This window comes from Candidatus Woesearchaeota archaeon, assembly GCA_021734105.1.
GTDB lineage: Archaea > Nanobdellota > Nanobdellia > Woesearchaeales > SKGA01 > SKGA01.
The window spans coordinates 1-24,563 of record JAIPJP010000018.1; the positions used below are offsets into that span (position 1 = coordinate 1).

At 35.2% G+C, this 24,563-nt stretch carries 26 protein-coding genes and 1 tRNA gene; 18 read left to right on the top strand and 9 right to left on the bottom strand.

Annotated elements, in window-relative coordinates:
* The 6 genes from K9M74_03980 to K9M74_04005 form a co-directional block, all read left to right on the top strand.
* A partial coding sequence (locus tag K9M74_03980) for an alanyl-tRNA editing protein AlaX (GenBank protein ID MCF7799039.1) occupies nucleotides 1-217 on the top strand: 217 nt, incomplete at its 5' end.
* 64 nt (nucleotides 218-281) lie between these two features.
* A complete protein-coding gene (locus tag K9M74_03985) occupies nucleotides 282-842 on the top strand; it encodes a hypothetical protein (GenBank protein ID MCF7799040.1) in 561 nt (186 codons plus the stop codon).
* A gap of 55 nt (nucleotides 843-897) precedes the next feature.
* Nucleotides 898-1,014, top strand: a tRNA-Gln gene (locus K9M74_03990).
* 134 nt (nucleotides 1,015-1,148) lie between these two features.
* Nucleotides 1,149-2,189, top strand: a complete 1,041-nt coding sequence (locus K9M74_03995) for a hypothetical protein (GenBank protein MCF7799041.1) — start codon at nucleotides 1,149-1,151, stop codon at nucleotides 2,187-2,189.
* A gap of 95 nt (nucleotides 2,190-2,284) precedes the next feature.
* Nucleotides 2,285-2,830, top strand: coding sequence for a hypothetical protein (locus K9M74_04000; GenBank protein MCF7799042.1), 546 nt, complete (start codon nucleotides 2,285-2,287; stop codon nucleotides 2,828-2,830).
* Nucleotides 2,831-2,879: 49 nt separating this feature from the next.
* Entirely contained in the window at nucleotides 2,880-3,236 is a 357-nt protein-coding gene (locus K9M74_04005; protein ID MCF7799043.1) for a hypothetical protein, read from the top strand.
* 42 nt (nucleotides 3,237-3,278) lie between these two features.
* Here the strand turns inward: K9M74_04005 and K9M74_04010 are convergent, their stop codons facing one another.
* A complete protein-coding gene (locus K9M74_04010; protein ID MCF7799044.1) occupies nucleotides 3,279-4,139 on the bottom strand; it encodes a patatin-like phospholipase family protein in 861 nt (286 codons plus the stop codon).
* A gap of 185 nt (nucleotides 4,140-4,324) precedes the next feature.
* Between K9M74_04010 and K9M74_04015 the strand changes: the two genes are divergently transcribed.
* Both K9M74_04015 and K9M74_04020 read left to right on the top strand, forming a co-directional pair.
* Nucleotides 4,325-4,720 (top strand): hypothetical protein, encoded by a 396-nt coding sequence (locus K9M74_04015; protein MCF7799045.1) that lies wholly within the window; start codon nucleotides 4,325-4,327, stop codon nucleotides 4,718-4,720.
* A gap of 176 nt (nucleotides 4,721-4,896) precedes the next feature.
* Entirely contained in the window at nucleotides 4,897-5,634 is a 738-nt protein-coding gene (locus tag K9M74_04020; GenBank protein MCF7799046.1) for a hypothetical protein, read from the top strand.
* A 71-nt stretch (nucleotides 5,635-5,705) separates the two neighbouring features.
* On the opposite strand, the gene K9M74_04025 is transcribed toward K9M74_04020, so the two are convergent.
* Nucleotides 5,706-6,269 (bottom strand): DNA-3-methyladenine glycosylase I, encoded by a 564-nt coding sequence (locus tag K9M74_04025; protein MCF7799047.1) that lies wholly within the window; start codon nucleotides 6,267-6,269, stop codon nucleotides 5,706-5,708.
* Between the two features lie 219 nt (nucleotides 6,270-6,488).
* On the opposite strand from K9M74_04025, the gene crtI reads away from it, so the two are divergent.
* The 5 genes from crtI to K9M74_04050 are packed head-to-tail and all read left to right on the top strand — an operon-like array spanning nucleotide 6,489 to nucleotide 11,384.
* Nucleotides 6,489-7,970, top strand: a complete 1,482-nt coding sequence (gene crtI / locus K9M74_04030) for a phytoene desaturase (protein MCF7799048.1) — start codon at nucleotides 6,489-6,491, stop codon at nucleotides 7,968-7,970.
* On the top strand, nucleotides 7,957-8,799 hold the full coding sequence (locus tag K9M74_04035) for a phytoene/squalene synthase family protein (GenBank protein MCF7799049.1): 843 nt from the start codon (nucleotides 7,957-7,959) through the stop codon (nucleotides 8,797-8,799). Before crtI ends, K9M74_04035 begins: the two co-directional genes overlap by 14 nt.
* Nucleotides 8,778-9,824: a polyprenyl synthetase family protein gene (locus tag K9M74_04040; GenBank protein MCF7799050.1), complete on the top strand. Its 1,047-nt coding sequence runs from the start codon at nucleotides 8,778-8,780 to the stop codon at nucleotides 9,822-9,824. The genes K9M74_04035 and K9M74_04040 overlap by 22 nt, the downstream gene beginning before the upstream one ends.
* Nucleotides 9,821-10,654, top strand: coding sequence for a prenyltransferase (locus K9M74_04045; GenBank protein ID MCF7799051.1), 834 nt, complete (start codon nucleotides 9,821-9,823; stop codon nucleotides 10,652-10,654). The genes K9M74_04040 and K9M74_04045 overlap by 4 nt, the downstream gene beginning before the upstream one ends.
* Entirely contained in the window at nucleotides 10,647-11,384 is a 738-nt protein-coding gene (locus K9M74_04050) for a carotenoid biosynthesis protein (GenBank protein MCF7799052.1), read from the top strand. The genes K9M74_04045 and K9M74_04050 overlap by 8 nt, the downstream gene beginning before the upstream one ends.
* Here the strand turns inward: K9M74_04050 and K9M74_04055 are convergent.
* Nucleotides 11,374-12,072 carry an NUDIX domain-containing protein gene (locus tag K9M74_04055; GenBank protein MCF7799053.1) on the bottom strand — a complete coding sequence of 233 codons (699 nt, stop codon included), beginning with the start codon at nucleotides 12,070-12,072 and terminating at the stop codon, nucleotides 11,374-11,376. The genes K9M74_04050 and K9M74_04055 overlap by 11 nt on opposite strands.
* 125 nt (nucleotides 12,073-12,197) lie before the next feature.
* Here K9M74_04055 and K9M74_04060 point away from each other — a divergent pair, with 125 nt between their 5' ends.
* Nucleotides 12,198-12,974 carry a hypothetical protein gene (locus K9M74_04060; protein MCF7799054.1) on the top strand — a complete coding sequence of 259 codons (777 nt, stop codon included), beginning with the start codon at nucleotides 12,198-12,200 and terminating at the stop codon, nucleotides 12,972-12,974.
* 282 nt (nucleotides 12,975-13,256) lie between these two features.
* Here K9M74_04060 and serS read toward each other — a convergent pair whose 3' ends face one another.
* The gene (gene serS, locus K9M74_04065; GenBank protein MCF7799055.1) at nucleotides 13,257-14,501 is read right to left on the bottom strand and encodes a serine--tRNA ligase; all 1,245 of its coding nucleotides are present in this window, start codon (nucleotides 14,499-14,501) and stop codon (nucleotides 13,257-13,259) included.
* Nucleotides 14,502-14,673: 172 nt separating this feature from the next.
* Between serS and K9M74_04070 the strand changes: the two genes are divergently transcribed.
* Nucleotides 14,674-15,270 carry a ChaN family lipoprotein gene (locus K9M74_04070; protein ID MCF7799056.1) on the top strand — a complete coding sequence of 199 codons (597 nt, stop codon included), beginning with the start codon at nucleotides 14,674-14,676 and terminating at the stop codon, nucleotides 15,268-15,270.
* Here the strand turns inward: K9M74_04070 and K9M74_04075 are convergent.
* The 3 genes from K9M74_04075 to K9M74_04085 form a co-directional block, all read right to left on the bottom strand.
* Nucleotides 15,267-15,902, bottom strand: a complete 636-nt coding sequence (locus K9M74_04075) for a hypothetical protein (protein ID MCF7799057.1) — start codon at nucleotides 15,900-15,902, stop codon at nucleotides 15,267-15,269. The genes K9M74_04070 and K9M74_04075 overlap by 4 nt on opposite strands.
* A gap of 49 nt (nucleotides 15,903-15,951) precedes the next feature.
* Entirely contained in the window at nucleotides 15,952-16,353 is a 402-nt protein-coding gene (locus tag K9M74_04080; GenBank protein ID MCF7799058.1) for a YkgJ family cysteine cluster protein, read from the bottom strand.
* A gap of 99 nt (nucleotides 16,354-16,452) precedes the next feature.
* A complete protein-coding gene (locus K9M74_04085) occupies nucleotides 16,453-17,406 on the bottom strand; it encodes a mechanosensitive ion channel family protein (GenBank protein ID MCF7799059.1) in 954 nt (317 codons plus the stop codon).
* A 420-nt stretch (nucleotides 17,407-17,826) separates the two neighbouring features.
* Between K9M74_04085 and K9M74_04090 the strand changes: the two genes are divergently transcribed.
* Nucleotides 17,827-20,589 carry a cation-transporting P-type ATPase gene (locus tag K9M74_04090; GenBank protein ID MCF7799060.1) on the top strand — a complete coding sequence of 921 codons (2,763 nt, stop codon included), beginning with the start codon at nucleotides 17,827-17,829 and terminating at the stop codon, nucleotides 20,587-20,589.
* Nucleotides 20,590-20,643: 54 nt separating this feature from the next.
* Here K9M74_04090 and K9M74_04095 read toward each other — a convergent pair whose 3' ends face one another.
* Both K9M74_04095 and K9M74_04100 read right to left on the bottom strand, forming a co-directional pair.
* Entirely contained in the window at nucleotides 20,644-21,981 is a 1,338-nt protein-coding gene (locus K9M74_04095; GenBank protein MCF7799061.1) for a sodium:alanine symporter family protein, read from the bottom strand.
* Between the two features lie 9 nt (nucleotides 21,982-21,990).
* Complete coding sequence (locus tag K9M74_04100; GenBank protein MCF7799062.1) at nucleotides 21,991-22,584, bottom strand: DUF2179 domain-containing protein; 594 nt, start codon at nucleotides 22,582-22,584, stop codon at nucleotides 21,991-21,993.
* Between the two features lie 204 nt (nucleotides 22,585-22,788).
* Between K9M74_04100 and K9M74_04105 the strand changes: the two genes are divergently transcribed.
* Nucleotides 22,789-23,481 (top strand): MarR family transcriptional regulator, encoded by a 693-nt coding sequence (locus K9M74_04105; GenBank protein ID MCF7799063.1) that lies wholly within the window; start codon nucleotides 22,789-22,791, stop codon nucleotides 23,479-23,481.
* 111 nt (nucleotides 23,482-23,592) lie between these two features.
* Nucleotides 23,593-24,525: an RNA polymerase I-specific transcription initiation factor RRN3 family protein gene (locus tag K9M74_04110; protein MCF7799064.1), complete on the top strand. Its 933-nt coding sequence runs from the start codon at nucleotides 23,593-23,595 to the stop codon at nucleotides 24,523-24,525.
* The last annotated feature ends 38 nt before the right edge of the window (nucleotides 24,526-24,563 follow it).

Consider the following 24,563-nt stretch of genomic DNA (forward strand, 5'->3'; position numbering starts at 1 on the left):
AGAAGAAGCAGAACAAGATCCAGGATTATTTACTTTACTCAAAGGATTCTCAGATGAGATAAAACAAGTCCGTGTGGTAGATATTATTGGTTTTGATAAAAGTGCTTGTGGCGGGACTCATTTGAATAACACGTCTGAGATAAAAGGCATAAAATTTCTCAAGTTTGAAAATCGAGGAGCAAAACGTAGGAGAATTTATTTCACGCTTGTAGACTGAACTTGAAATATTTTCGTATTTTTCTTCAAAGAGTTATTTAATTAGTTTGGTTTTTTCTTAGTTGATGATTTACATTAATCATTTATCTGAAGATCAAGTAGTTCGAACTATTCCTAATTTAGTTGAACCTTTTATTGTAAGATTACTTCAAAAGAAATTTCATACGTTTTTTGTTTATCGTTGTAGTGATTATGTTAGTTTTGACCATCTAGTTTCTTCTCAAAAATTTGATATTTCTTATATTATTGATTTGGTTCCTCTTATTGACACATATTGGTCTGCAATTGATATTATTTATTTTAGCATTCCTGAAACTAAAGTTTATACAGGGAAACGAGAATATTTTGATATTTTGCGAAAAAAGAGTGTTGAAATGAAATTCGTGTTAGATGTTGAATTTTTTGAAGTAAAATTAACTACTTCAGATATTTTGCCGAATTTATCTGTGAGAACTGCGAAGTTTTGCGAAGAGTTAGAGCAATTAGGAAGATTTCTGCATTTTGCGAAGCTGGTTTTAAAAGGTGATTTCAGACTTGATTTTGACTTGTCTAAATTGAGATTGAGGGATTTTGCCATTCGAACACATTATGGGAGGAAAAGGTGTTGTATAAAGAAATCTTTATAAATGGCTTGCGAGTATCCAGAGTTGTTCTAGAAGCTCTGCATCTGGAATTTATTAGAGCCCCTTAGTGTAGTGGCCAATCATCGGGGATTTTGGAAGCGGCTAACGTCTCTTGTTTAAAGGGCATTTCCGCTGGAAATGTCCCTGGACCTCGGTTCGAATCCGGGAGGGGCTATCTGTCTACCACACCTTGTGGTGGACTCTTCATTTTTAATTCTGTATTTTTAGGCTTTGTGCTCGCAGATTTTGTTCTTTTTTAGAAAGTTTTTTATAATTATTTCCTAGAAAATTACCTTTAGGGGAGTTATTATGAGAAAACAATCAAAATTGTCGCTAGTATTTTTTGTTTTATTAATTTGTTGTATGTTGTTTTTATCTGCTTGTCATATTCATTGGGGTGGTCAAACAAAACAGGAATCTGCCACAGAAAAGAATAAACCATCTATTTGTCTTCGCGCCAGTGCTCCGGATGTTTGTCTGAGAGGAGTTGCGCTAGAGAATAATAATCCAGATGCATGCGAATTAATGGAAGATGACTACGCAAAAAAATCTTGTCTTTCTCTAATTGATTATGATGAACTTGCAGATGATGAAGATGATGAAACAGCAATTGAGGGGGATTGTCAATATGATAGCGAATGCCACGCAATTTGCAAGGGTGATGTGAAGTGGGAACAAGGTTGTAACCCTCGAAAGGGCGAATGCATAGATACGTTTGATACTGATTGCGGAGCAATAACTGATTCTATTGCTGGTTTTGATTTTCCACAAACCTGTAGTGCTGGTGAATGTGTACGAAACGATGCAGAAATTGCAGCGCAACAAGCAGAATTAATTGCTTTACAATCGGAAATTTCAACAAATGTGAAGAATTTAAATGGGTATCGACAAGAAGTGAATGCGCAAAAACTTGATGCGAATGCAAAATGTTTAAACGCGCTTGCAGATGTAACGAATATGTTTATTATTGATTCAGCACTTCGCATGGGCGGAATTATTTCTAGCGCTATTACTTATGTTGCTAAAGGAGCAAGTTTAGTTTCTTCAACAACAACCTTAACCTATCAAAATAATGAGCTTGTCGGTATTACTAAAACTAGTACTAACTTTAATTTCGGTAATGATATTGCGGGCGCGATGGGTGACTATGCTGGGCAAGTAACGGAGAAAATGTATGCGATAACAAAGGCTGAGGAAGCAGGAAGTAAACCACCTGTTGAAGATTATATTGCTTTTTATTGCAATTACAATGAATATTTGGGTGAAGTGCTCGATGTTACAGGCGCGCAACTTGATCAACAAATAGCAATGGCACAAGTCTTAGAAGAACAAATAAATGCGCTGAATTAATTGTTTTTTATTTTTTTTCTCTTTCAAATGTTTATTTTTGAATGGAGTCCTAAGAGCAAAGGTTTTTTATATGTTCATCCTTTTAGAGCTTATTAATGAAGAAAAAGAATCTTGTAGAATTCTTTGCAGTACTCTTATTTCTTATTCTTTGGAGCTTACTTTTGTATTTTATAGGTCCTCAGCGAATTGTCTCGCTTATTGGCGCGCAAAACATCTATTTGGTTCTTTTTATTATAGGAACTGTTGGTGGTGTTTCTACGCTCACCTCTGCAACGTTTTATACTAGCCTTACTGCCTTTGCTCTGGGTGGAGCAAACCCTTTTTTGTTAGGTATTGCAGGAGGATTAGGCATAACGATTGGCGATAGTCTCTTTTACTATTTAGGGAAAAAAGGTCAGGAAAGTCTTGCAACAAAAGCAAGAAGAATCACGCTAAAATTTTCAAATTGGTTAAATCAACAACCGTCTTGGGTCGTGCCCGTTGTTACTTTTGTGTATGCAGGACTCACACCTCTGCCAAATGATATTTTGATGGTAACGTTAGGCGTTTCTCGCTATAAATATACCTTTCTTATACTTCCTTTAATTTTAGGAAATATTTTGCTTAGTTTGCTGGTAGCATTTTTTGCAGGAGCTACATAGTTTTTTGTAGTGGATAATTATTTAAACTTTAACTAATTAAAAAATTTTTATGGTAACTAAAAAATCGTCTTTAACAAAGAAAAAGGTTAGTCCAACGAAAAAAACAGCAAAGAAATCTGCTGGAACAAAAGCAAATTCAACAGCCGCAATAGAGAATGCTGTAGAAAAAGGTGTGCAAAAAGGATTGGAGAATAGTGTTCAAGGAGTAATACGTAAACATAAAAAAACACGAAAACAACATGACCCTTCAAATCATACTGGTGGATTTATTTGGTTTATTGGCTTTGTTGGCGCAGCAGCCTATTATATTTCAACAGCAACTGGCTTTTGGAATGGCCTTTGGGGAGTTATTAAAGCGCTTGTATGGCCAGCAATAGTTGTCTTTAAACTATTAGCAGGTCTATAAAGACGTCTTTAATATTTGTTGCAAAAAATAATTTATTTTTTTTTACTGTATTTTTTTTAAATATTTTTTTGCAGCTGTTTGACCAATTTCAATGAGTTGTTCTGCTTTATAAAAATCAAAAAGCGTACTTGCTTTTTTAGAAACTTTAATGATTATGTCTGGCGAATAGTTTTTGAGTAACAATTCGTTATTAGAACATATCATCGTATCAATGGTTTTTGAAAGTAATTTGAAATAGTTTAAATTGTTTGTACTGGTTTTGGTAATTTTTTTTAATTCTCTTCGAAAAATTTTTAACTTTTTTTTGTATGTTGTAACTTTTGTTGTAGAGATTGTTTTAGGTTCTTTAAAAGGTATTTTTGCATTAACATCAACTACTATTAATATATCATCTTTATGCCTTTTAACTACGTGAACAGGTATGTTGCTTATTATACCGCCATCAACAAGAATTTGATCTTTTGTTTTTACAGGAGTAATAATTGTTGGAATGGCGCTTGAAGCTCTCATCGCATGATATAAACTACCTTTTTTAATAATAACTTCTTCTTGTTTGATAATATCAACTGCAACTGCGCTAAAAGAGATGTTTAATTGTTCAATAGGAATATCAGGAATAAATTTTTTCATCGCTCTAAATATTTTATCTCCTCTAATAAGTCCGCTTTTACTGAACGTAAAATCGACGAGTTTAAACACTTTTAATTTATCAAGTGTTTTCATCCATGATGTATACTCCTCTAGTTTTCCTGCAGCGTAGAATCCTCCAATAACTGCTCCCATAGATGTTCCTGCTATTGATGTAATGTTAAATCCTTGATTTTCAAGTTCTTGAATAACGCCGATATGAGCTAAACCTCGAGCACCGCCACCTGATAAAACTAAAGCCACATTTTTTCCCATAAAGTATTTTTGATGAGTACCTTTTATAAATTGTTTTCTTTTTTTGTTCTAGTTTATTTTTTTGTTGATTATTTATTTTTTTAAGAGTGCTTTTGAGGCATCTTTAAGATAATATACTCTTTTTTTCAAAGCAGAGCCTCTTTTTTAAAGGCATATTCATATAGTAACGTGGTTGAATGATTGCAATGGAAACAACAATAGTAGTTGGACTATTAGTTATTATTCTTGTTCTAACAGGATGTACTAGTAATCCTGAGACGAGCGAATTTGATGACTTATCTGTTGCAAATAAGGTGGTTGCAGATGATTCTTTTGTAGATGATGTGATGATTACCTATGCTGAGTTAGAAGCAAAAATAGGTTGCGAAGTTACAAAAGCAGGGCTTAAGGAAGATCAAGAGGCGTTACTTGCAGCAATGAGTAATGCAGCTGTATATGCAGAAGAATATGGTTTTACCCAAGAAGAACTCTTAAATCTTTCTTTGCACTATCAAAATAATGAAGATTTTGCTTTTCTTGTTTTAGATAACATGCGGGAGTTCTGTTCTGATGTTGTTGAAACATTATTTGTAGAACAATAATTTTTTTAATTTTTTTATTTCTTTTTTTATTTTAATGGATTCTATTTTGAGTATATTGGCCGCAGAGCATTATTTTTTTATAGTTTTTAATGAGTATAGCTTTAATTAGAATTGTAGCTTAGAATGAATTTATATAGGTAGTGTTTTGTTAAATTAATTATTTTAAGGTGATATGTATGAAAAAAACAATTTTTATTTTGTTACTTTCGGGAATTAGTTTACTCTTGGTGGCTTGCGCGTTAACTCTGCAATCAAGCACTGATGGCGTTTTAACTGATTTTGAAGAATGCATTATAATGGGAGGAACAATAATAGAAAGCAATCCTTTACAATGTTTCTATGGTAATCAATCATTCACAGAACTGATAAATGTTACAAAAAGCATGACGGCTTTAGTACAATCTTGTGAAGTTCTTGGAGGTAATTGGATTGCAACTTCAGCGGAATGCGAAGGTATTAGTCAGGTTGATTGTGAGCAATTAGGAGGTAATTTTAACTCTTTTGCTTTAGCCTGTCGCAATGATCCAAACGCGCTCGTTTGCACGAAGCAATGCGTCTTTGTTTGTGAGTTTAATATAAATGCACCTTCTCAAGACTATTTTCAAATACCATCTGGATGCACTTCTTGGTTTGATGGTTGTAATACTTGTGTTGTAAAGAATGGAGCGACAACTGCTTGCACCGAAATTTATTGCGAACCAGCAAGCTACACAAAACCAACCTGTTTAAGTTTTGAAAACTCAATTTCATCTAGTCAAGAAGAAATTGCAGATATTCCTTTGAATTGCAAAACCTGGTTTGATGGCTGTAATGTCTGCTTTGTTAATGATGGTGAGCTAGCAGCGTGCACCAGAAAACATTGTCCTTCCGAACTGATGGAAGAACCAGAGTGCAAAGAATATATTGAAGAATAATTTTTCTTTTTGTACTACTTATTTAATTTTTTTTCTTTGGCTTTTACAAATCCGCAAGTTATTATTAGTTATTATTTTTTATACAAAAAACAATCTTGCGTGTGGTCATTGACCATGCCGATTGCCTGCATATAAGCATATATAATTGTTGAACCCACAAAATTCATGCCTCTTTTTTGTAAATCTTTTGATATTTTATCTGAAAGGATTGTTTTAGTTGGAAGTTCAGATGCGTCTTTGAAGTGATTTTTAATTGGTTTGTTGTTTACAAATTGCCAGATGTAATTGTCAAAGGACCCGAACTCTTGTTGAATTTCCAAGAAGACTTTGGCGTTACGAATAGCTGAGCGAATTTTATGTTGGTTTCTAATGATGCCTTCGTTGGTGAGCAGTTCTTGTACTTTTTTTTCATTATAGGTTGTAACTTTTTTTGGGTTAAAGTTATCAAATGCTTTTCTATAATTTTCTCGCTTCTTAAGAACGGTAAGCCAAGAAAGACCTGCTTGCGCGCCTTCTAAAATAAGTAATTCAAAAAGTTTGTTTTCATCATGTGCTGGCTTTCCCCATTCCTTGTCGTGGTAATCAATATAAATTTTATCTTGGGTGCACCATTTGCAACGTTGTTTTTTTATCATAAGACTATGGTTGTATTTATGATTTATATAAGTTGTTTAAACTTCTGATTTTTTGCACTTACTGAGTGGTTAATTTAAAACTATGTACTCCTTTTTAAATATAGAGTCTGTACGTAAATAAATAACTATTATTATTTATTCTTAGTTAATTTTTTTTATTAGTTTTTACTACTTATTTTATATATAATAAGTTTCTAAACGCAATTATTAGGGATATTTATGGGAACAAAGAAATCGGTGTTACTTATCGGGGCTGGATTTGGTGGGTTAGCAACTGCGTGTCTTCTCGCAAAGGAAGGTTATAAGGTGACTGTTATTGAGCAACTTGACCAACCTGGTGGGCGAGCTCGACTGTATACTGAGCAAGGATTCTCTTTTGACATGGGTCCTTCGTGGTATTTGATGCCAGATATCTTTGAAAAATTCTTCGCACAATTTGGTAAACGACCAGAAGATTATCTTACCCTTACTCGACTGGACCCTGCATACAAAATGTATTTTGGTAAGGACGATGTTGTTACTATTCGAGAAGACTTAGCAACAAATAAGGAACTTTTTGAACGTTACGAAAAAGGCGCTGGTGAGAAATTGCAAACGTACCTTGATGCAGCCCAGTACCAATACCAAACCGCTATGAGTAAATTCATTTACAAAAACTATACGTCCCTAAAAGATATGCTTGACCCCAAACTAGCAAAAGCTGGTCTTCGCATGCGACTCTTTGCATCACTAGATAAATACGCCAGCAGATATTTTAGTAATGACCGACTCAAAAAAATACTTGAATACACCGTTGTTTTTCTCGGTGGAGACCCAAAAAACACACCTGCACTTTATTCCCTTATGTCTCATGTTGATTTTAATTTAGGTGTGTGGTATCCAAAAGGTGGTATGAACGCCCTTGCAGTAGCACTTTACGACTTAGCACAAGAACTAGGTGTCACGTTTGCATTTAATACGTCCGCACAACACATACTTGTAGAAGAAGGGAAAGCAAAAGGCGTAAAAACGCCAAAGAAAATATATAAAGCAGATATTGTTGTGTGCAATGCAGACTACCATCACGTTGAACAACAACTTCTCAAACCAAAGTATCAATCATATACTGATAAGTATTGGAAATCAAGAACAGTAGCGCCATCAGGATTTGTCATGTATTTAGGACTAAATAAAAAAATAAAAGGACTTGAGCATCACATGTTATTCTTAGAAGAAGACTGGCAAGAGCACTTTAGAGAAATATTTGAAAAGCCAGCGTGGCCACAGCATCCTTCATTTTACGTTTGTTGCCCATCAAAAACAGATAAGACTGTCGCGCCCAAGGGAAAAGAAAATATTTTTGTTCTTGTGCCGGTTGCCGCAGGGTTAGAGGATGATGAAACAAAACGAGAAGCATATGCTGATATGATACTTTCTCGCATGGAAGACGTAACTGGTGAACAAATAAAAAAACACATCATTGTGCAGCGACTCTTTGCCCATAATGATTTTATTAAAGACTATAACGCATTTCAAGGAACTGCACTGGGTTTAGCACATACGCTTCGACAAACAGCACTTTTTCGACCGCGCATGCAAAATAAGAAAGTAAAAAATCTCTGGTTTGTTGGACAATACACGCATCCAGGCATAGGGGTACCCATGGTAATTATTGCAGCAGAGATACTTGCTCAAGAGGTGGCAAAGCGTGGTAACAAATAAAGAAGAAAAAATCTTTCAACGAGGAAGCAAAACCTATTACGCTGCAAGTAAATTCTTTCCACAACCTTATCGAGATGATGTGTTCACGTTGTATGCATATGCTCGCACTGCTGATGACTTTGTTGATACCATACCATCACAAAAAAAAGACTTCTTAGTTTTTAAAAAAGAAACCTTAAAAGCACTGCGCACAGGAAAAAGTGAGCAACCAATCATTCAGAATTTTGTTTTACTCACGCAACGAAAACAATTCTCTGTGGAGAATATTAGATCGTTTCTTTCTGCTATGGAGCACGATATTTCTCCCAAACCATTTAGGACATTTGCTGATGTTGATAAGTATATCCATGGCTCAGCAGAAGTCATAGGATTGTTTATGGCGCGCATCTTTAATCTACCAAAAAAACTAAACAAAGAAGCACAACTCCTTGGTAAAGCAATGCAATACATCAACTGGCTTCGAGACATTTCTGAAGATAACAAACTCGGTAGACAATACATACCACAAGAAGTTTTGGATAAACATTTTCTTAAGAATTTATCCTATGAAGAAGCAAGAGCAAAACCAGCATTTTTTAAGAATCTTATGTATGAAGAACTCACGCGCTACATGGTTTGGCAAACAAAAGCCGCATATGTATTTAAGGATTTGCCGAGATGTATGTATGTACCGGTAAAAACAGCAAGCGATGCATACGCTTGGACAGCAAATCAACTACGAAAAGATCCTTTTATTGTTTACAAGAAAAAAGTAAAACCATCAAAACAACTGCTTTTATGGTTTGCACTCAGAAACAAGGTGAAAGCATGGACATCAAAACGTTGCTAAATAAAAAAAGAGAACGAATACTTGTGTACATAGATGAGTTCTTAGAAGAGAAGCATGAGGAATGGGCTACTATTAATGCGTGGGGGCCTGATGCTATAAAGCGACTCAAAGTTTTCATAAGTAAAGGAAAAATGGTGCGAGGCGCTTTTGTTCTTTCTACAGCAGAACTTTTTGGAGTAGAGGAGCAAGACGCATTACCCGTTGCAGCAGCAATGGAATTCATACAAGCAGCACTGCTTGCTCATGACGATATCATGGATAATGATGCAATCAGACGAGGCATGCCTGCACTACATAAACAATACGAATTATTTGGAGAAGAAAAAAACATTCCTGCAGCAGGACATTTCGGGATGAGTATGAGCATTTGTCTTGGGGATTTAGCAATTTTTCTAGCTTATGAACTTCTTGCAAAAACAAATAATGCACATATTATCGACTTTTTTAGCAAACGAATAGCAATTGTGGGCTTGGGACAAATGCAAGATGTCTATTGGGGATTAGCAGATATTATTCCTCTACAAAAAGAAATACTCTCCATGTATGAGCATAAAACAGCCATGTACACGTTTTGTTTACCCTTCACTTTAGGAGCGCTTGTAGCAAGGCAACAAGGAAATATATTACAACAATTAGAAACACTTGGAAAACATATCGGCATACTCTTTCAAATTAAAGACGATGAGCTAGGACTCTATGGGGATGGAGATGTTCTTGGAAAGAGTATAGGTATAGATATTGTTACCGGTAAAAAAACAATTTATTACGCTACACTTGTAGCACAAGCAACCCAGCAAGAAAAAGAAGAACTTGCAAGAATACAACATTCAGGAAAAATAAACGCGCAAGACGTAGCATTCTTTCATGAGCTTTTAGAAAAATATGATGTTACTACATCCGTTCAGGAAATTACTACAACCGCAAGAACACAAGCAGAAGAACTTATCGCCCAACTCCTTGTTTCCATTCAAGGAAAAGAAACATTAACTGCGTTATTACAATATGTTTTGGAGAGAAATTCATGAACCTACAAACCATACTTAAAATTTCACGACCGCGTTTCTGGCTTTATTTAGGAGGCACGTACCTTGTCGGTTTTGTTTTAGGTATGACGCAACTTACTGATGTTTTATCACTTCAATTCGTTTTGCATCTTCTCTATTTTATCTTCTTTGCAAATATTTTCTTGTATGGGGTGAATGATTGGTATGATAGAGATACCGACAAATACAATGAAAAAAAAGGAGCAAAAGAACATAAACTAGCACGACGAGATGATAAAATTCTTCGACGTTGGCTGTTGCTTTCAACTCTTCTTGGTGTCATTCTTATGCTTGTCTGGTATACGCCTGCAACACTAGTCTTTTGGCTGTTATGGTTTTTCTTATCCTATTTTTACAGCGCGCCACCACTACGCTTTAAAGCAAGACCACTCATTGACTCGCTCTCTAACATTCTTTACGTCATGCCAGGATTTATCGCATATGTGCAGATAACAGGAAGTGCGCCACCTTGGCAGGTGATTGCTGCAGCAGGCGCATGGACTGCAGGAATGCATTTGTTTAGCGCGGTACCAGATATCGCAGCAGACAAACAAGCAAACCTACTTACTACTGCAGTCTTATTGGGACGAACCAACGCTCTTTGGTTGACTACATTGTATTGGATAATAACAGTTGTTTTTGTAGTAAACACAACAGCTTGGTGGACGTTCTTACTTTTTATCTATCCTTTACTTTGCACACTTGTTATGCTCTTTCCAAAAACATTTAATCTTGAGAAAGTCTATTGGTTCTTTCCTTATATTAATGGTTTTATGGGCTTCGTCTTATTTTTAGGTGGCGCGCTTGGATAGACGACTCGGTGTTCTCATTGCAATAGTACTTGTGCTTTGTATGACTTTTTTTGTAGTAGTTCTACCGCCAGAATATCATATCTCCATTGTTTCTTCAGCATTTATTGTGTTGTTAGCTTTACCTGCATTTGGTGTTGCATTACAAACAAATAGAACACGAGGACTGCTTGCCATTCTTACGATAGGCATTTTTTCCTTAGGTATAGAAATGATAGGCGTACTCACGGGCTTTCCCTACACGCCGTTCACGTACGGAACAGCAATTGGCGCAAAACTAGGTGTTATTCCTTGGACAGTTTTTTTTGCTTGGCCGCCACTTGTTTTTGGCGTTTGGGCATTTACAAAACAACATTGGCCAAAGCGAGCACTCGTGCTAGCGCCGCTACTTCTTGTTGTTGTTGATTTAGTGCTTGATCCGGTGAATACAGGACTAGGATTTTGGGTGTGGGCAACAGAAGGAATCTATTATGGAGTCCCATTACTTAATTTTGCAGGATGGCTGTTCTCAGGAACCATAGGAATACTCTTGCTTCGACTTTTCTTTCCAAAAGGACTGCCTGTAGGTGCTGCGTATTCAGTTTTTCTCATACTACTTTTTGCAACGAGTGCGGCATTGTGGATGCGCATGTGGATACCAGTTATTATTGGTGTAAGTTACTTGGTATTCTTGTATTATACAACCCTTCCAAGAAATCTACGTCATGGCTTGTTACCTAAAACTAGTCGTTAAGAAATGTAATGCCTACAAAATGCCCGTCTTCTGCGAACCTATCGGCCTGTGCAAAGGTGATTTCTTTACCTTCTAAAAGTGCTGTACTAAACGAAGGAAAATCAGGATACATAAGCATCTTTTTGGTTTCTTCTACTGTTGTCCAAAAATTACTCCCTTCGCGAGTACGGTCTTTAAGTTCTCCAGTAATACCTGTAGCTAAAAAGAAAAAACCAATGACATGATGCGTGAGTTCGCCCGTTGGTTTATCATATGTTCGATAATTAGTGATATGTTTGAGCTCAAACTTTTCTGCAGTTAAACCTGTTTCTTCTAAGAACTCTCGAGCGGCTTCCTCGGGGAGGAGTGAGCCGAATTCGACCTTGCCACCGGGCACACCAACGTAATCCATGAAGGGCTGTTTCTCTCGTTTGTTAAGTAGAATCTTGCCGTTTTCATATCCGAGAATGAAGGTACACACAATGGGTTTCTTTTTTTCTTTGATGTCCTGTCCATCAATAGATGCAACAAGGTGAATACCTTCGGGGGTGAGCTCGTAATTTTCACCTGTCTTTTTAATGATGCCTTCAGTTGCGAGCTTATTAAGATAATACGCGAATTTGTTAGAAGGCACTTCATCTCGAAGTCGGTTATAGCTCATGCCTTTGTTGTACATGAGTTTTTTAAGGATTTGTTGCTCGATATTCATACCTGAAAGGAAAGTTGTGGTAGTATAAAAAGATGAATGTCAAGAGTTCTTGATAAAGTAACGAAACAATTATAAATACACCTATTAGTGATTAGAGTAATGGTCTCTTGGAGGTGTTATTTATTGTGACTGGTAGTAAACGTGCAAAACATGATATTCAAAAATTAGAACATGATTTTACAAAAGAAGTTTCTCATGACGTGAAACGAGGAAGATTTTCTCGAAATAAGCTTGTTATGCTTTTAGCAGGTCTTATTTCGCTTTCAGCACTTCACGGTCAAAATGCTATGGAATTGCGTTCGACATTACACCGATTAGAAACTAAAAACACTGTTGAATTAACCGAGACTGATAGACACGCAATCTATGATGGACTGCATAAAATTGATAGTTTAGAAAAACGAGCATTACATCATAATGATTATCTTGATGCTATTAAAACGGTCAACCAATACATTCAGACTTGCGATTCCCTTGGCCTTTCCATACTTGCTCACAAAGCACATCAAATTAGGAAAAATCTGACGCATGGAAATGGTTTTTATGGTTTGTGGTCGCACATAGCAAAACGAGATTTACAACAGGGCGTGTATACGTATCATAATCGATTTGCAGTATTTTGTAAAATTCCGGCTGGTGAAGTTGGTGCGGGAGCTGATGCAACAGCAATAGCAAAAGCAGCAAATAGACACGCACGAGAACAAGTTTCAGGCGCATTAAGTCAAAAAGAACATTTAGATGCAAACGCTATTATGAATCTTATGAAAGGTTTTAAAGAACAAGGTCATCTGGTAGACTATGCTTTTGATGGAACATATTATCAAGTAATCGTACTCTTTAACACTAGTATGAGTGATGTGGGTATGCATGCACCTAATTATTATGTGCTTCATGGTATTTAGGTTTTTTATTGAATTTTAAAGCATGTATACTTAAGAGACGTGTTTAATAAGATAAGTTCGGTATACTGTTTTAAAGATTTCTTAAGAATTTTTTTAATAATCATTTTTTTATAAGATTGTTTTTGTATGTATGTGGCTTTTTTTATGTGTGAAGATATAATAAAAGAAATAAATTAAATGAAAGAAAAACGAAAAGTGAAATAAAATTAAATAAAATCAAATAAGACGAACAGAATCAAATAAAAAGAAAAAACAAAAAAGAAATATGTTTACGTACTGTACTTATAATCTCTCTTGGCCACCCATGTATGATTGCAAAACTTTTGGAATGTTTACGCTGCCATCTTTTTGTTGGAAATTGTTTAAAATGCCAATCATAATTCTGTTTGCAACACCGCCAGTTGAATAAAAAGAGTGCGCATATTCTTTCACGCCATCACCCTCACATTTAATGTTTCCACGACGTGTTTGAAAGTCCGTAGTCATTCCAATACTGCCAACTTCCGCCCAACGCTTTTCACCTGCAAGCCAGACTTCCATATCTCGCTCAATAGACGCTTTTCCTGCCATGTCATTAGCGCGAAGCGTAATCATTCTAAAGGGAAGCTCTAATGTTGAATAGAGTTCTTTCATTTCTTCAAAGAGTGCTTCATACTCAGCCATAATTTTCTCTTTTGTAGAGATATGAATAAGTTCTACTTTGTCAAACTGGTGGGTTCGATAAAGTCCTTTGTCGTCTTTATGTGTTCCTGCCTCGCGACGAAAACAAGGCGTGTAAGCCATAAGTTTTAGCGGGAGATCTTTTTTGTTAAAGACTTCGTTAGCATAGACTGCCATAATAGATATTTCTGCAGTTCCAACAAAAACTTTTCCGTCTTCAGTTTTGTAGACTTCTTTTTCGCCACCAGGATAATGACCAGTGATGTAAAGATTTTCTTCGTTCACGAAAAATGGTGGGATTATTTCATAATATCCTTTCTTTCGCCAAAAGTCTAGTAAGAAGTTAGTAATAGCTCTTGCGAGTCGAGCGCCGTTACTCATTAATACCCAACCTCTATCGCCAGCAGCCTTTATACCTCGTTTGAAATCAGCAAGACCAAGGTCAGTTAAGAGATCCCAATTGGTTTTTCCTTCAAAGTCAAATGCTGGTTTTGTGCCCCCAACGAATTCTTCTCGGTCTTCATTTCCTCGAGGAACACGGTCATCAAGAATATTAGGAAGCGCGTAACGAAGCGTGTCAAATTCTTCTTGTAAGTCTTTGAGTTGTGGCTCTTTTTCTTTGAGTTCTGCTGCTACGTCTTTCATTTCAGCAATCATAGCATTAGCATTCTCGCCTGCTTTTTTGAGTTTGTTAATTTGTTCGGAGGAGGAGTTGCGTGTTTTTCGAAGGAGCTCTACTTCTTTTTTAACGGTGTTGAGCTCTTTATAGACAGTGATAAGTCTGTCTACATCAACATCCTTTTCTCGGTCGCTAACTGCTTGTTTTACGACGTCGGTGTTTTCCAATACAAATTTCATGTCTAACATGGTATATCTTTAAAGTGGAGCCCTTTATAAAAAGGTTTTGTTATATATAGCTAAGAATGTTTTTTTGGTCAATAATGGTTGTTTTTTTTGGCTTATTTGACGGGTTATTCTACGAAACAAATTGTCACTAGAAGGTAGTATTTATAAACTCTTATGAATTTCATGATATTTAATGAATACTATTTATCTGTATGGCGAGACTCATGACAATTCTTCTGATAGGCTAAAGGGGATACATTTGATTAAACAATTGAGTGTTGAGAAGAAGATTCAAGCATTATCTTTGGAGGCAGAATTTAATAAATATCAATCTGCTTTTGATGCTTATAGCCCTGGAGACGGACTTGTTTTTGGAAGAATAACTCCTTTAGTAAATATAGCTAAAGTAAATAACCTTGCAGTTCTAGCTTCTGATTATAGAGACACTTTTGCAGGTTACCTTATTAATTGGATTAGAAATCAACCTGAAGATGGTCCTGAATCTTTATCTGAAGAACAGATTAAAAATTATTTACAACCGCTAACTTGGTCGGAGAATAGTTTAATTGACGGACCTGTTTCTACTTATCTTAATGGTTTATCTGATGTGGAAGATATTTTTGATGCTTTAGATAAGATTTATACTGAGGAGCGAGAAAGATTTACCGCAAATTATATTGATTCTCAAATAAAAAATAATTCTTTTAATGTGATGCATATTGGTGGTAAAGATCATACTAAGTCTTTAGAAAAAAAATTAAGTGATAATTATTCAGTTGTACTTCTTTAATTGTTTTCATATAATAGTTTTTTTAATGAATCTCTTCTTTTATCTTTATTTTCTTCGTGAATGTGTTCTAGTTTAACGTCTCGTTCGACCATTGCATTAATTACGCTATCGACAGCATTTTTATTTGTTTGTCCAGTTTGTCCAGAGCCACCCATTAATGTTTTTTTCCTTCCTTTGTAAGTTAATGTTATGTCGTGTCCATTAATATCATACTCTTTTTCAAATCCAGGAATTTTAGTAAGTAATTTTGCTGCATATTTTGTTGGAAATTCTCCTGATGCATTTAATTTTTGTTCTAATATTATATGTTTATGTTGTTCATGTAAGGGGTTGTGCAATTCGTGTTCTTTGATTCCTGCATCTTTTAAGTAATTTCTTGCAAACTCAGCTTGAGTACCGGGTTTTACTTTACCTGTTATTTGGTCGTAATCATCATTATTTTTATGAATTTCTTTTAATTCGTTAATATATCCATCTGCTACAGGATGCATTTCTGCAGCTTTTAATTCATTAATCATTTCATTAAATGATTTAATGTTGTGAATTGTGTTTCTCGTATCATAATCTCGCCAGAATCCCTCAATAACTAATTCTTTTGTCTTTTTATCTTTTCTTATTTTATCTATACTCATAAGGATATTTGAAATTCTTTAACTTATAAAATTTGGTTTTTAGTGGTTTTTAAATATAAACAATCTTCACTTCAGGGTATTTTTCTTGAAGAATAAGTAGTTTAGGCGCAATTAAGCCTTCTTTTACAGCAAGGCACCAACCAGCGACAAGAAGCGTATTGCCTTTGAGAAATAAAGGGAAATCGCGACAAAGATTTGGTCGAGCATTGTATATGCCACAACTCGCGTTACTTTGCAGATGTTCGCAACCTTTAAGTCGAAGAGGAACAATAAACATGTTATCTTCTCGCTGTGTTTTTTTAGTAAATTGCTCAGCTTCTTTTTTTTCTAGAAGTAATTCGCCGACGCGACAACATCGAGCTTCACAAGGTTTTTGACAATAAGAGCTAATACTATTTGCAATTGAGGCAACTAGTTGTTGTAGTGCTTCTTGCTCTGCGAGCTTGTTCATAAATTTATGTTTGCTACCACTAGCACGCTTTGTTTCTTCTAAGATACTATTTAGAATGAGCTCTTATGTGTGTATGAGGTTGCTTTTATAGCTTCGCTTTTACTTTTTATAATGCGCTTGTTTGCCCATAACTTCAGCTCGTAAACGAGGAAGCTTTTCGGGATGTTTTTCTTGAAGAAACCTAATCATTTCTTCTCTAACCTTGCAACGTAAATCCCATGCATCACCAGAATTTTTTGCACTCATTAATGCTCGAACTTTCATGGTTTTATCGTTTGTTTCAGTAACTTGAACTGAATTAATTTTCCCATCCCATAAATTTGTCTTTTTTAAAATTGTAGTAAGTTGTTTTCGCATAGCATCAATTGACATACTATAATCTACATAAAATTCGGTTGTGCCCCAGATATCTGCAGAAGTCTTCGTCCAATTTTGAAATGGTTTTTCTACAAAATAAGTAATAGGTAAAACTAATCGTCGTTGATCCCAAATACGCACGACAACATGTGTTGCATTAATTTCTTCAATTTTGCCCCATTCTCCTTCAACAATAACCACATCGTCAATTCTGATTGGTTGAGTGAATGCAATTTCAAAACCTGCAAGGATGTTTGCAAGAATTTTTTGCGCTGAAAACGCAAGCATAATACCAATAATACCTGCTGATGCAAGAATGCTTGTGCTTAATTGACGCATACCTTCAAACTGGCGAAGTGCGAGTGCAAGTGAGATAAGAATGATGATGATATTAATAATAATGCGTACATATCGCATTCGGGTAAGAATGGACCTCTCTTTAAGATTATCTTGTTTAGTGATGTCATGTCGACGTAAACTCTGTTTGATAAGTAGATTAATAATTTTGTTGATAGTCCAGCCGCCAAGTAAGAAAACAATACTTAACAAAATTTTTCGAAGCGTATTTTGTAATTCGTCTTCTAGACCTAAATTTAGATTAGGAAATATGTTGTAAGCAACAAAAAATATGATGAGCAGAATAATGGGAAATAATGCCTTATACCACTTAATTTGCAATTGATTAACTTTTTTCATGTAGTTTTACTAAGAACTAGTAGTTTATTAGTGTTTAGTTTATGCGGCTTCGTCCAGAATAATTTGGTATACTGCCTTGAAGATTTTTTTAGACAAACAAATTTTACGCTTTTACAGCGTAAAATAGCGTTGTGTTATGCTCAAAAAGAGCATGACAGCATGAGCAACACTTGTGTTGCGAGTTCATTTGTTGATAAATTCTTTTGAGCAGAGCGAGAATAATTCTTCGCAGTATACAAATGCATTCCTTTCCGGACAAAGCCGTTTATGCCGGAGTGTATTTCTTTTGTTTTTATGTAGTAGTAAATTTTTCTTAACTTTTTTTTATCTTTTATCAAATTCTTTTAAAAATATTTATAAATCAACTCTCTTCAGATAGTATTAAGATATCCTTTAGCACGTTGTCTTATGTGATGGTTTATGGAAAAAGAAGAATATTTCTGGCATTTACGAACAACAGCCGAGACCTTACAAGAACTCTCATCTTCTCAAGAAACAGGTCTTAATCACCAAGAAGCGCAACAAAGACTTATGCAAACAGGACTTAATACCATTGTTTCAGAAACATCATTTAAGTGGTTGAGTGTTTTATTAGCGAAATTTAATTCACTACTTATTTTTATTTTATTTGGCGCAGCAATAATTGCTTTACTAACTCATGAGATTATTGAATTTGTCATTATTCTCATTATTATTTTCCTCACAGTTTTTTTAGGATTTTTGCAAGAATACAAAGCGGATAGAACAATGAAAGCTTTAGGCAAGCTTACTGCAAAAAAAGTAATTATTCTTCGAGATGGAAAAAAACGAGAACTCGATGCCCAGCAACTTGTTCCAGGAGATATAGTTTTTTTGAAACGAGGAGATATTGTTCCCGCTGATATTCGTTTATTAACCGTCTCAGGACTACAGGTTATTGAATCAAATATTACGGGCGAGTCAAAAGAACGAATAAAAATAACCCAACACTTAGCAAATGAGCACATTTCATTAGGCGATATGGATAATATGGTGTTTAACTCAACACATGTCCTTTCAGGAAGTGGAATGGGTGTTGTTGTGAGAACTGGTTTTGATACTGTAATAGGAAAAATATCTTCTTCACTAGAACACATACAACCTGAAAAAAGCCCTATACAAAAAAAGATTGATTTGTTAAGTAAAAAAATATCTTATATTGTGTTAACTATTGCAGTATTACTCTTTATGGTTTTACTTTTTCAAGGTACAAATCTTTTTGCAAGTCTTATTTTGGTTGGTGCTGTTGCAATAGCAGGTATTCCTGAAAGTTTTCCCTTGGCCTTGACCTTAACTTTTTCTCACGGCATTAAAAAAATGGCGAAAAAGAATGCGCTTGTAAAAGATTTAAATTCAGTAGAAACATTAGGAACAACAACAGTTATTTGCACAGATAAAACAGGTACTTTAACAGAAAATAATATGCGAGTAACTAAAACATATTTATCAAATGATAGTACTTATTCTATGACTGGGACTGGTTATGAGCCAGTAAATACTTTTTTTCTAGGTGAAGATGAAATAGATGAATCAGATGTTCTTATTCCTCAAGAATTTCTTAAAGCAATGGTGCTTTGTAACGATTCTTTTTTAGAAAAACAAAACGAAGAATGGGTTGTTAATGGTGAACCAACCGAAGGTGCGCTTTTGGCTTTTGCAAAAAGTGTGGCTGTTGATGAAGAAGTATATCGAGAAGATAATAAGCGAATTCATTTATTGCCTTTTGATTCTCAAAGGAAATATATGTTATCGGTGCATTATCATATAGATAATTCTTCCGAATTGAATTTTTATTTGAAAGGTGCGGGCGAAATAGTTTTAGACAAATGTACTTTGTATAGAGACCGTACTAATACTATTGTATCATTATCTTCAGAAAAAAAACAGTTTTTCCATGACAAAATTAAATCATATAATGCTCAGGGATTACGAGTATTATCTATAGCAACCAAATCCTTATCTGCAGACCAAGATAATGCTTTACAAGCAAAAGATCATCTAGAAGGAAATTATATCTTTGAAGGATTTGTAGGAATAGAAGATCCTATTAGGCAAGAAGTCTATGAAGCCGTAGAACAATGTCATAAAGCAGGTATTAAAACGGTTATGATAACAGGAGATCACAGTATTATTGCTCAAGAAATTGCATCACGATTAAAATTATTCGCGGCCTCTGCAAAACGCATTGTTGAAGGATATGAGTTAGATAGATTAAGTGATAAAGAATTAGATGAGATAATAGGTGATGTCGCAGTTTTTGCTCGAGCAACACCTGAACATAAACTACGCATAGTTAACTCATTTCAACGAAGCGGTGAAATTGTAGCAATGACTGGTGACGGAGTAAACGATGCGCCCGCATTAAAAAAAGCAGATATTGGAATTGCTATGGGAAAACAAGGAACAGAAGTGGCTAGAGAAGCGGCAAATATGATTCTTACTGATGATAATTTCGCAACCATTGTTCAGGCCGTGCAAGAAGGAAGAACGGTCTATAGCAATATACGAAGATTCATATTCTATTTACTTACAGGAAATTTTACGGAAATTAGCATGATTTTTCTCTCGGTCTTTTTTGGTCTTTCTTTACCTTTAAGTGCTTTGATGATACTTTTTGTTAATTTAGTAACGAGCACGATACCAGCATTAGCATTAAGCATTGAACCAACGCACGACAAAGTGATGTCGCAGCAACCCAGAAGGCCACAAGAACGTCTTCTTTCAAGCTATATATTAATAAAAATATTAGTTTTAGTACCTTTTTTATTAGCAGGAACACTAGGACTTTTTTCGTGGGAATTATTTATTGCTTCAGGCTCATTACCTAAAGCGATGACCTTTGCTTTTGTTACTATTATTATGTTTGAATTGTTTCACTCATTTAACGCAAGAAGTTTACATACCACTATTTTTGATAAAAAATTCTTTAAGAACCCCTCGTTGTTTGTAGCAGTTCTTTTTTCATTTGTCTTAACATTACTTGCAGTTTATCTTCCGGTAGGCCAAAAGATCTTTGGAACAGTTCCTTTATTGTTTTCAGAATGGATAATTATAACGCTTATTAGTGTATCTGTTGTTCTCTTTAGTGAATTATTTAAACTTTCAACACGTTCAGAATTTCAAGAGCAAAGTAATTTACAAGGGTTGAACTTAAAACTTGAATAAATAAGATTATTACTAATTTATATATTCGACTTGATTACAGTATTTTTTTATTTCTTAGAATTTTTTTCTTTCATAATTTGCTTCATCTTTTCTCACTTCTTTAGCTAAAAAAATGAGCGCGATAAGATTTGGGATTGCCATAAAAGCTACGGCGATATCGCCAATTGCCCACACCAGTTTAAGACTAAGTAGCGCACCGATACCAACAAAAAGAATATAGAACAAGCGGTAGGCGTGAATAATTTTTGTGCTAAATAAATATTCTAAGAATTTTTCTCCATAATATCCCCAACCGATAATTGTTGAAAATGCAAAAAGAACGAGTGTTATAAGGACGATGTAATTGCCAAATGAGGGAATGCCTGTAGCAAAAGCACTTGATGTTAGTGTTGCACCATTTAAATCGGTTTGCCAAACACCTGTGATGATAATAACAAGACCGGTGAGTGTACAAACAACGATAGTATCAATAAATGTTTGGGTCATAGAAATAAGACCTTGAGTCATAGGATTTTTTGTTTTAGCAGCAGCTGCGACAACGGGCGCACTACCCATACCTGATTCATTAGAAAATAATCCTCGCGCAACACCCATGCGAATGGTCATCATAACACCTGCACCAACAAAACCGCCTGTTGCAGCCGTACCACTAAAAGCGCTTTTTATAATGAGGGTTATTGCTTTGGGAAGCAATTCTATATTTGCAAAGACTATATATATCGCTCCAATAAAATAAAGTCCTATCATAACAGGAACAAGTTTACCTGTAACTTTACTAATGCTATGAATGCCTTTAAGAATAATAATGCCAACAGTAATCATTAAAACAATTGCAGTTACAACTTTAGGAATCTGTAGATTAGCATTTATTACATCAGCAATAGAATTTGATTGAATCATATTACCAACAGCAACAGCTGCAAAGGCGCCCATGACAGCGAAAAAACCAGCAGCGTACTTCCATTTGAGTCTTCTTGACATGACATACATGGGACCGCCAGACATGTGACCAAATTTATTTTTCATCCGATACTTAATTCCTAAAAAGCTTTCAGTAAACTTTGTTGCCATACCTAAAAGACCTGTAATCCACATCCAAAAAAGCGCGCCTGGACCACCAATTGCAATAGCCGTTGCAACACCAACAATATTTCCTGTGCCAACAGTTGCTGCAAGCGCTGTCATTAATGCTTGGAAGTGAGAAATATCCCCTTCTTGTTTATGGCTGTCTTTATGACGACTAAAGGCCATTTTTAATGCGTGACCGAGATGACGAAATTGCATCCCTTTAAGCGCAATAGTAAGTATAATTCCTGTTCCTAAGAGAAGAATGGGTAAAGGATAACTCCAAATGAAGTCGCCGAGTTTAATGATTATATCCGTATTGGTCATTTTACAAGTTTATTTTCCAGTTCTTCTTAATGGATTAAATATGTTATGTGTTGCAGCAGATTTTGGAGGGAAAACGCCTGCGCTCACTTTTTTTACATCTTCAATAGTATAAAACGCTTTAGGATTATGTTTTATGATTAGTTTACCTACTTTTTTTACATCTCGAGTATGCACCACGGTGTGAATGATGGTTGCTTTGTCTTTTTTGTCGGCTGATTTACTTACAGTAATACCAAATCCACTTTCTTTGAGTTCTTGTATGAGTTTATCACTATCTTTTTTAGTAATAATCCTAAAGAGTACTTCGCCAATGTTTATTTTTTCACTAAAAAGAATACCTATGTATGTTCCTGCAGCAAAACCACCCGCATAAGCAATAGCCCATAAGGGATTGTTCATGGAGGTAATAATTTGTCGAACAACAACAAGCCAAATAAGTACTTCAAAAAAACCAATGAGTGGAGCCCAGAATTTTTGACCTTTAGAAATAAAAATAACACGAAGCGTTCCTAAACTCATGTCTAAGAGTCTTGCAATGAAAATAAGTATGGGCATAATAAGCCAATTAAATAAACCTGTTTCCATAAATAATGTAATATCCATGCGCGTTAACCCGTTTTCTTGTCCTTATTAATGTTTCTTTTATCAGGCTTTGTTCAAAATGGAAGGGGAAATGCATACTGCGAAGTACTATTCTTGCTGCGCTTACGAAAGTATTACTGTTAGACGCCCTTATTTTGTTGATAAGGACGAAATACGTCTGTTCGTAACCGAAAATTTATAAATCATTTTTTCTATATTGTTACTATGCGCAAAGTTATTATGCTATGTATTGTCCTTTTTACCTTGCCTTTAGTTAGTGCATATTATGCAGATGTTCTTGTTGATGTCTCGCCTGAAGGCGATGTTAGTATTACAGGAACAACGAATCATCCTGCACTTCTTGTTGATTCAGTGCCTGATTTCACCTTTAAAGATGGTTCGCACTGGCTTTTGAATATGAGTGTTTCTGGAGTCTTTGAAGAGGGTTTAGTAACTATTATTTTACCTTCGGGAACAGATATTAATTATTTAAAAGCGCCTTCGTTTTCTCGATTCACTCAATATCAAGGAAGGCCTGCAATAGTAAGTACTTTAGAAAATCAACAATTCTCTTTTCTTGTGCAATATACTCTTGGAAACGTAGATCGTTCTTCATCTCTTTTTTTGGTTGTACTGGCAATTATTTTTCTTCTAATAGGTTTTGGTTTTTGGCAGAAATTTAGAAAAAAATCGTTTGATTTTCCTTTTGATATTTTTATTCTTCCAGCACGCCAACGAGCAATATTAGAATTCATTCTTAAACAAAAAGGAAGAACTACACAAGCACAACTAGAAAAAGTAATGGAGCTTCCTAAATCATCACTCTCACGAAATATAGATGCTTTGGTTCGCCAAGGATTTATTGAAAAAATTCCTACTGGCATGACTAATGTTTTGCAACTAAAAAAGTTAAAATGATGTGATTTGGCATGTGTTTTAGTTCGTTCCGCCATATTCCGGTGAAAAACTATATGTTGTTCCGTCCTTTAACATGTATGTACGACCAAAACAGGGTCGGAGGTGTATATAATGAAAATGAAATTACCACTATATGTATTATTGGTTTTGGCAGTTATGCTGGTAGCCCCTTTTGCTCTAGCAGATAACCAAACCAACACAATCATTGACGATGATGCTGCTGAAAACTATACTGAGACAGAGTATGATGACTCTTCTGTAGATGAAGAAGTAGGTGAAGCCGTAGATGAAGAAGAAGTTGCAACAGAATTAGGTCTTATGATGACACAATCTGGCGCAGAAGTTAGACTTTTACAACTTGCAAAATCTATCGAAAGAAACATTTTACAAGGAGAAGAAGTTTTAGCAGCACATAATTTCTCCAGCGAACAACTCGTTGCTTTGAATGGACAATTAGATATTCTTCGAGGACTTTTAGAGGATGTTAATGCAGTAGATCTTCAAGATAGGTCTGATGAACTGGCAGCAGAATTTGTTGCAATTAAAAAAGAGGCCTTGATTGCTTCTAAAGATTTTAGAGACCTTGCTCGAACTGTAGTTGGTGAAACAACAGCAGATCAAATTAGAGAACGAGTGCAAGAAAAAGTTGCTAAAAGAGTTACCGCGATGAAAACACAAATTGCAGAAAAAAGAAATCAACACAATGCAGCACAAGTTGCAAAACTCTATCAACGGATGGGCATTAGTGATGATGCAATGATTCAGCAAATTCAATCAGGAGATGTTTCTTGGAATGAAGTAAAAGAACAAATTCGAACACGAGCAATTGAATTAACTCAAGAACAAAAGCGAAAAGTTGTTCAGGAAGTAAAAGAAGATCGGATTAAACAAAGAGTTTTTGAGCGGTCTATAAGATTAGACACTGATGAAATAGAAACCGAACTTGAAGTTGAAGACGATGAAGCTGAAGACAATGAACAGGATGAAAACGAAACAGAAAGCGAAGATGTTGATTTAGCAGATGATGTGCGAGGTAGAAAATGAGATTAGTAGCAATAACTTTATTTTTGGTATTGGCAATT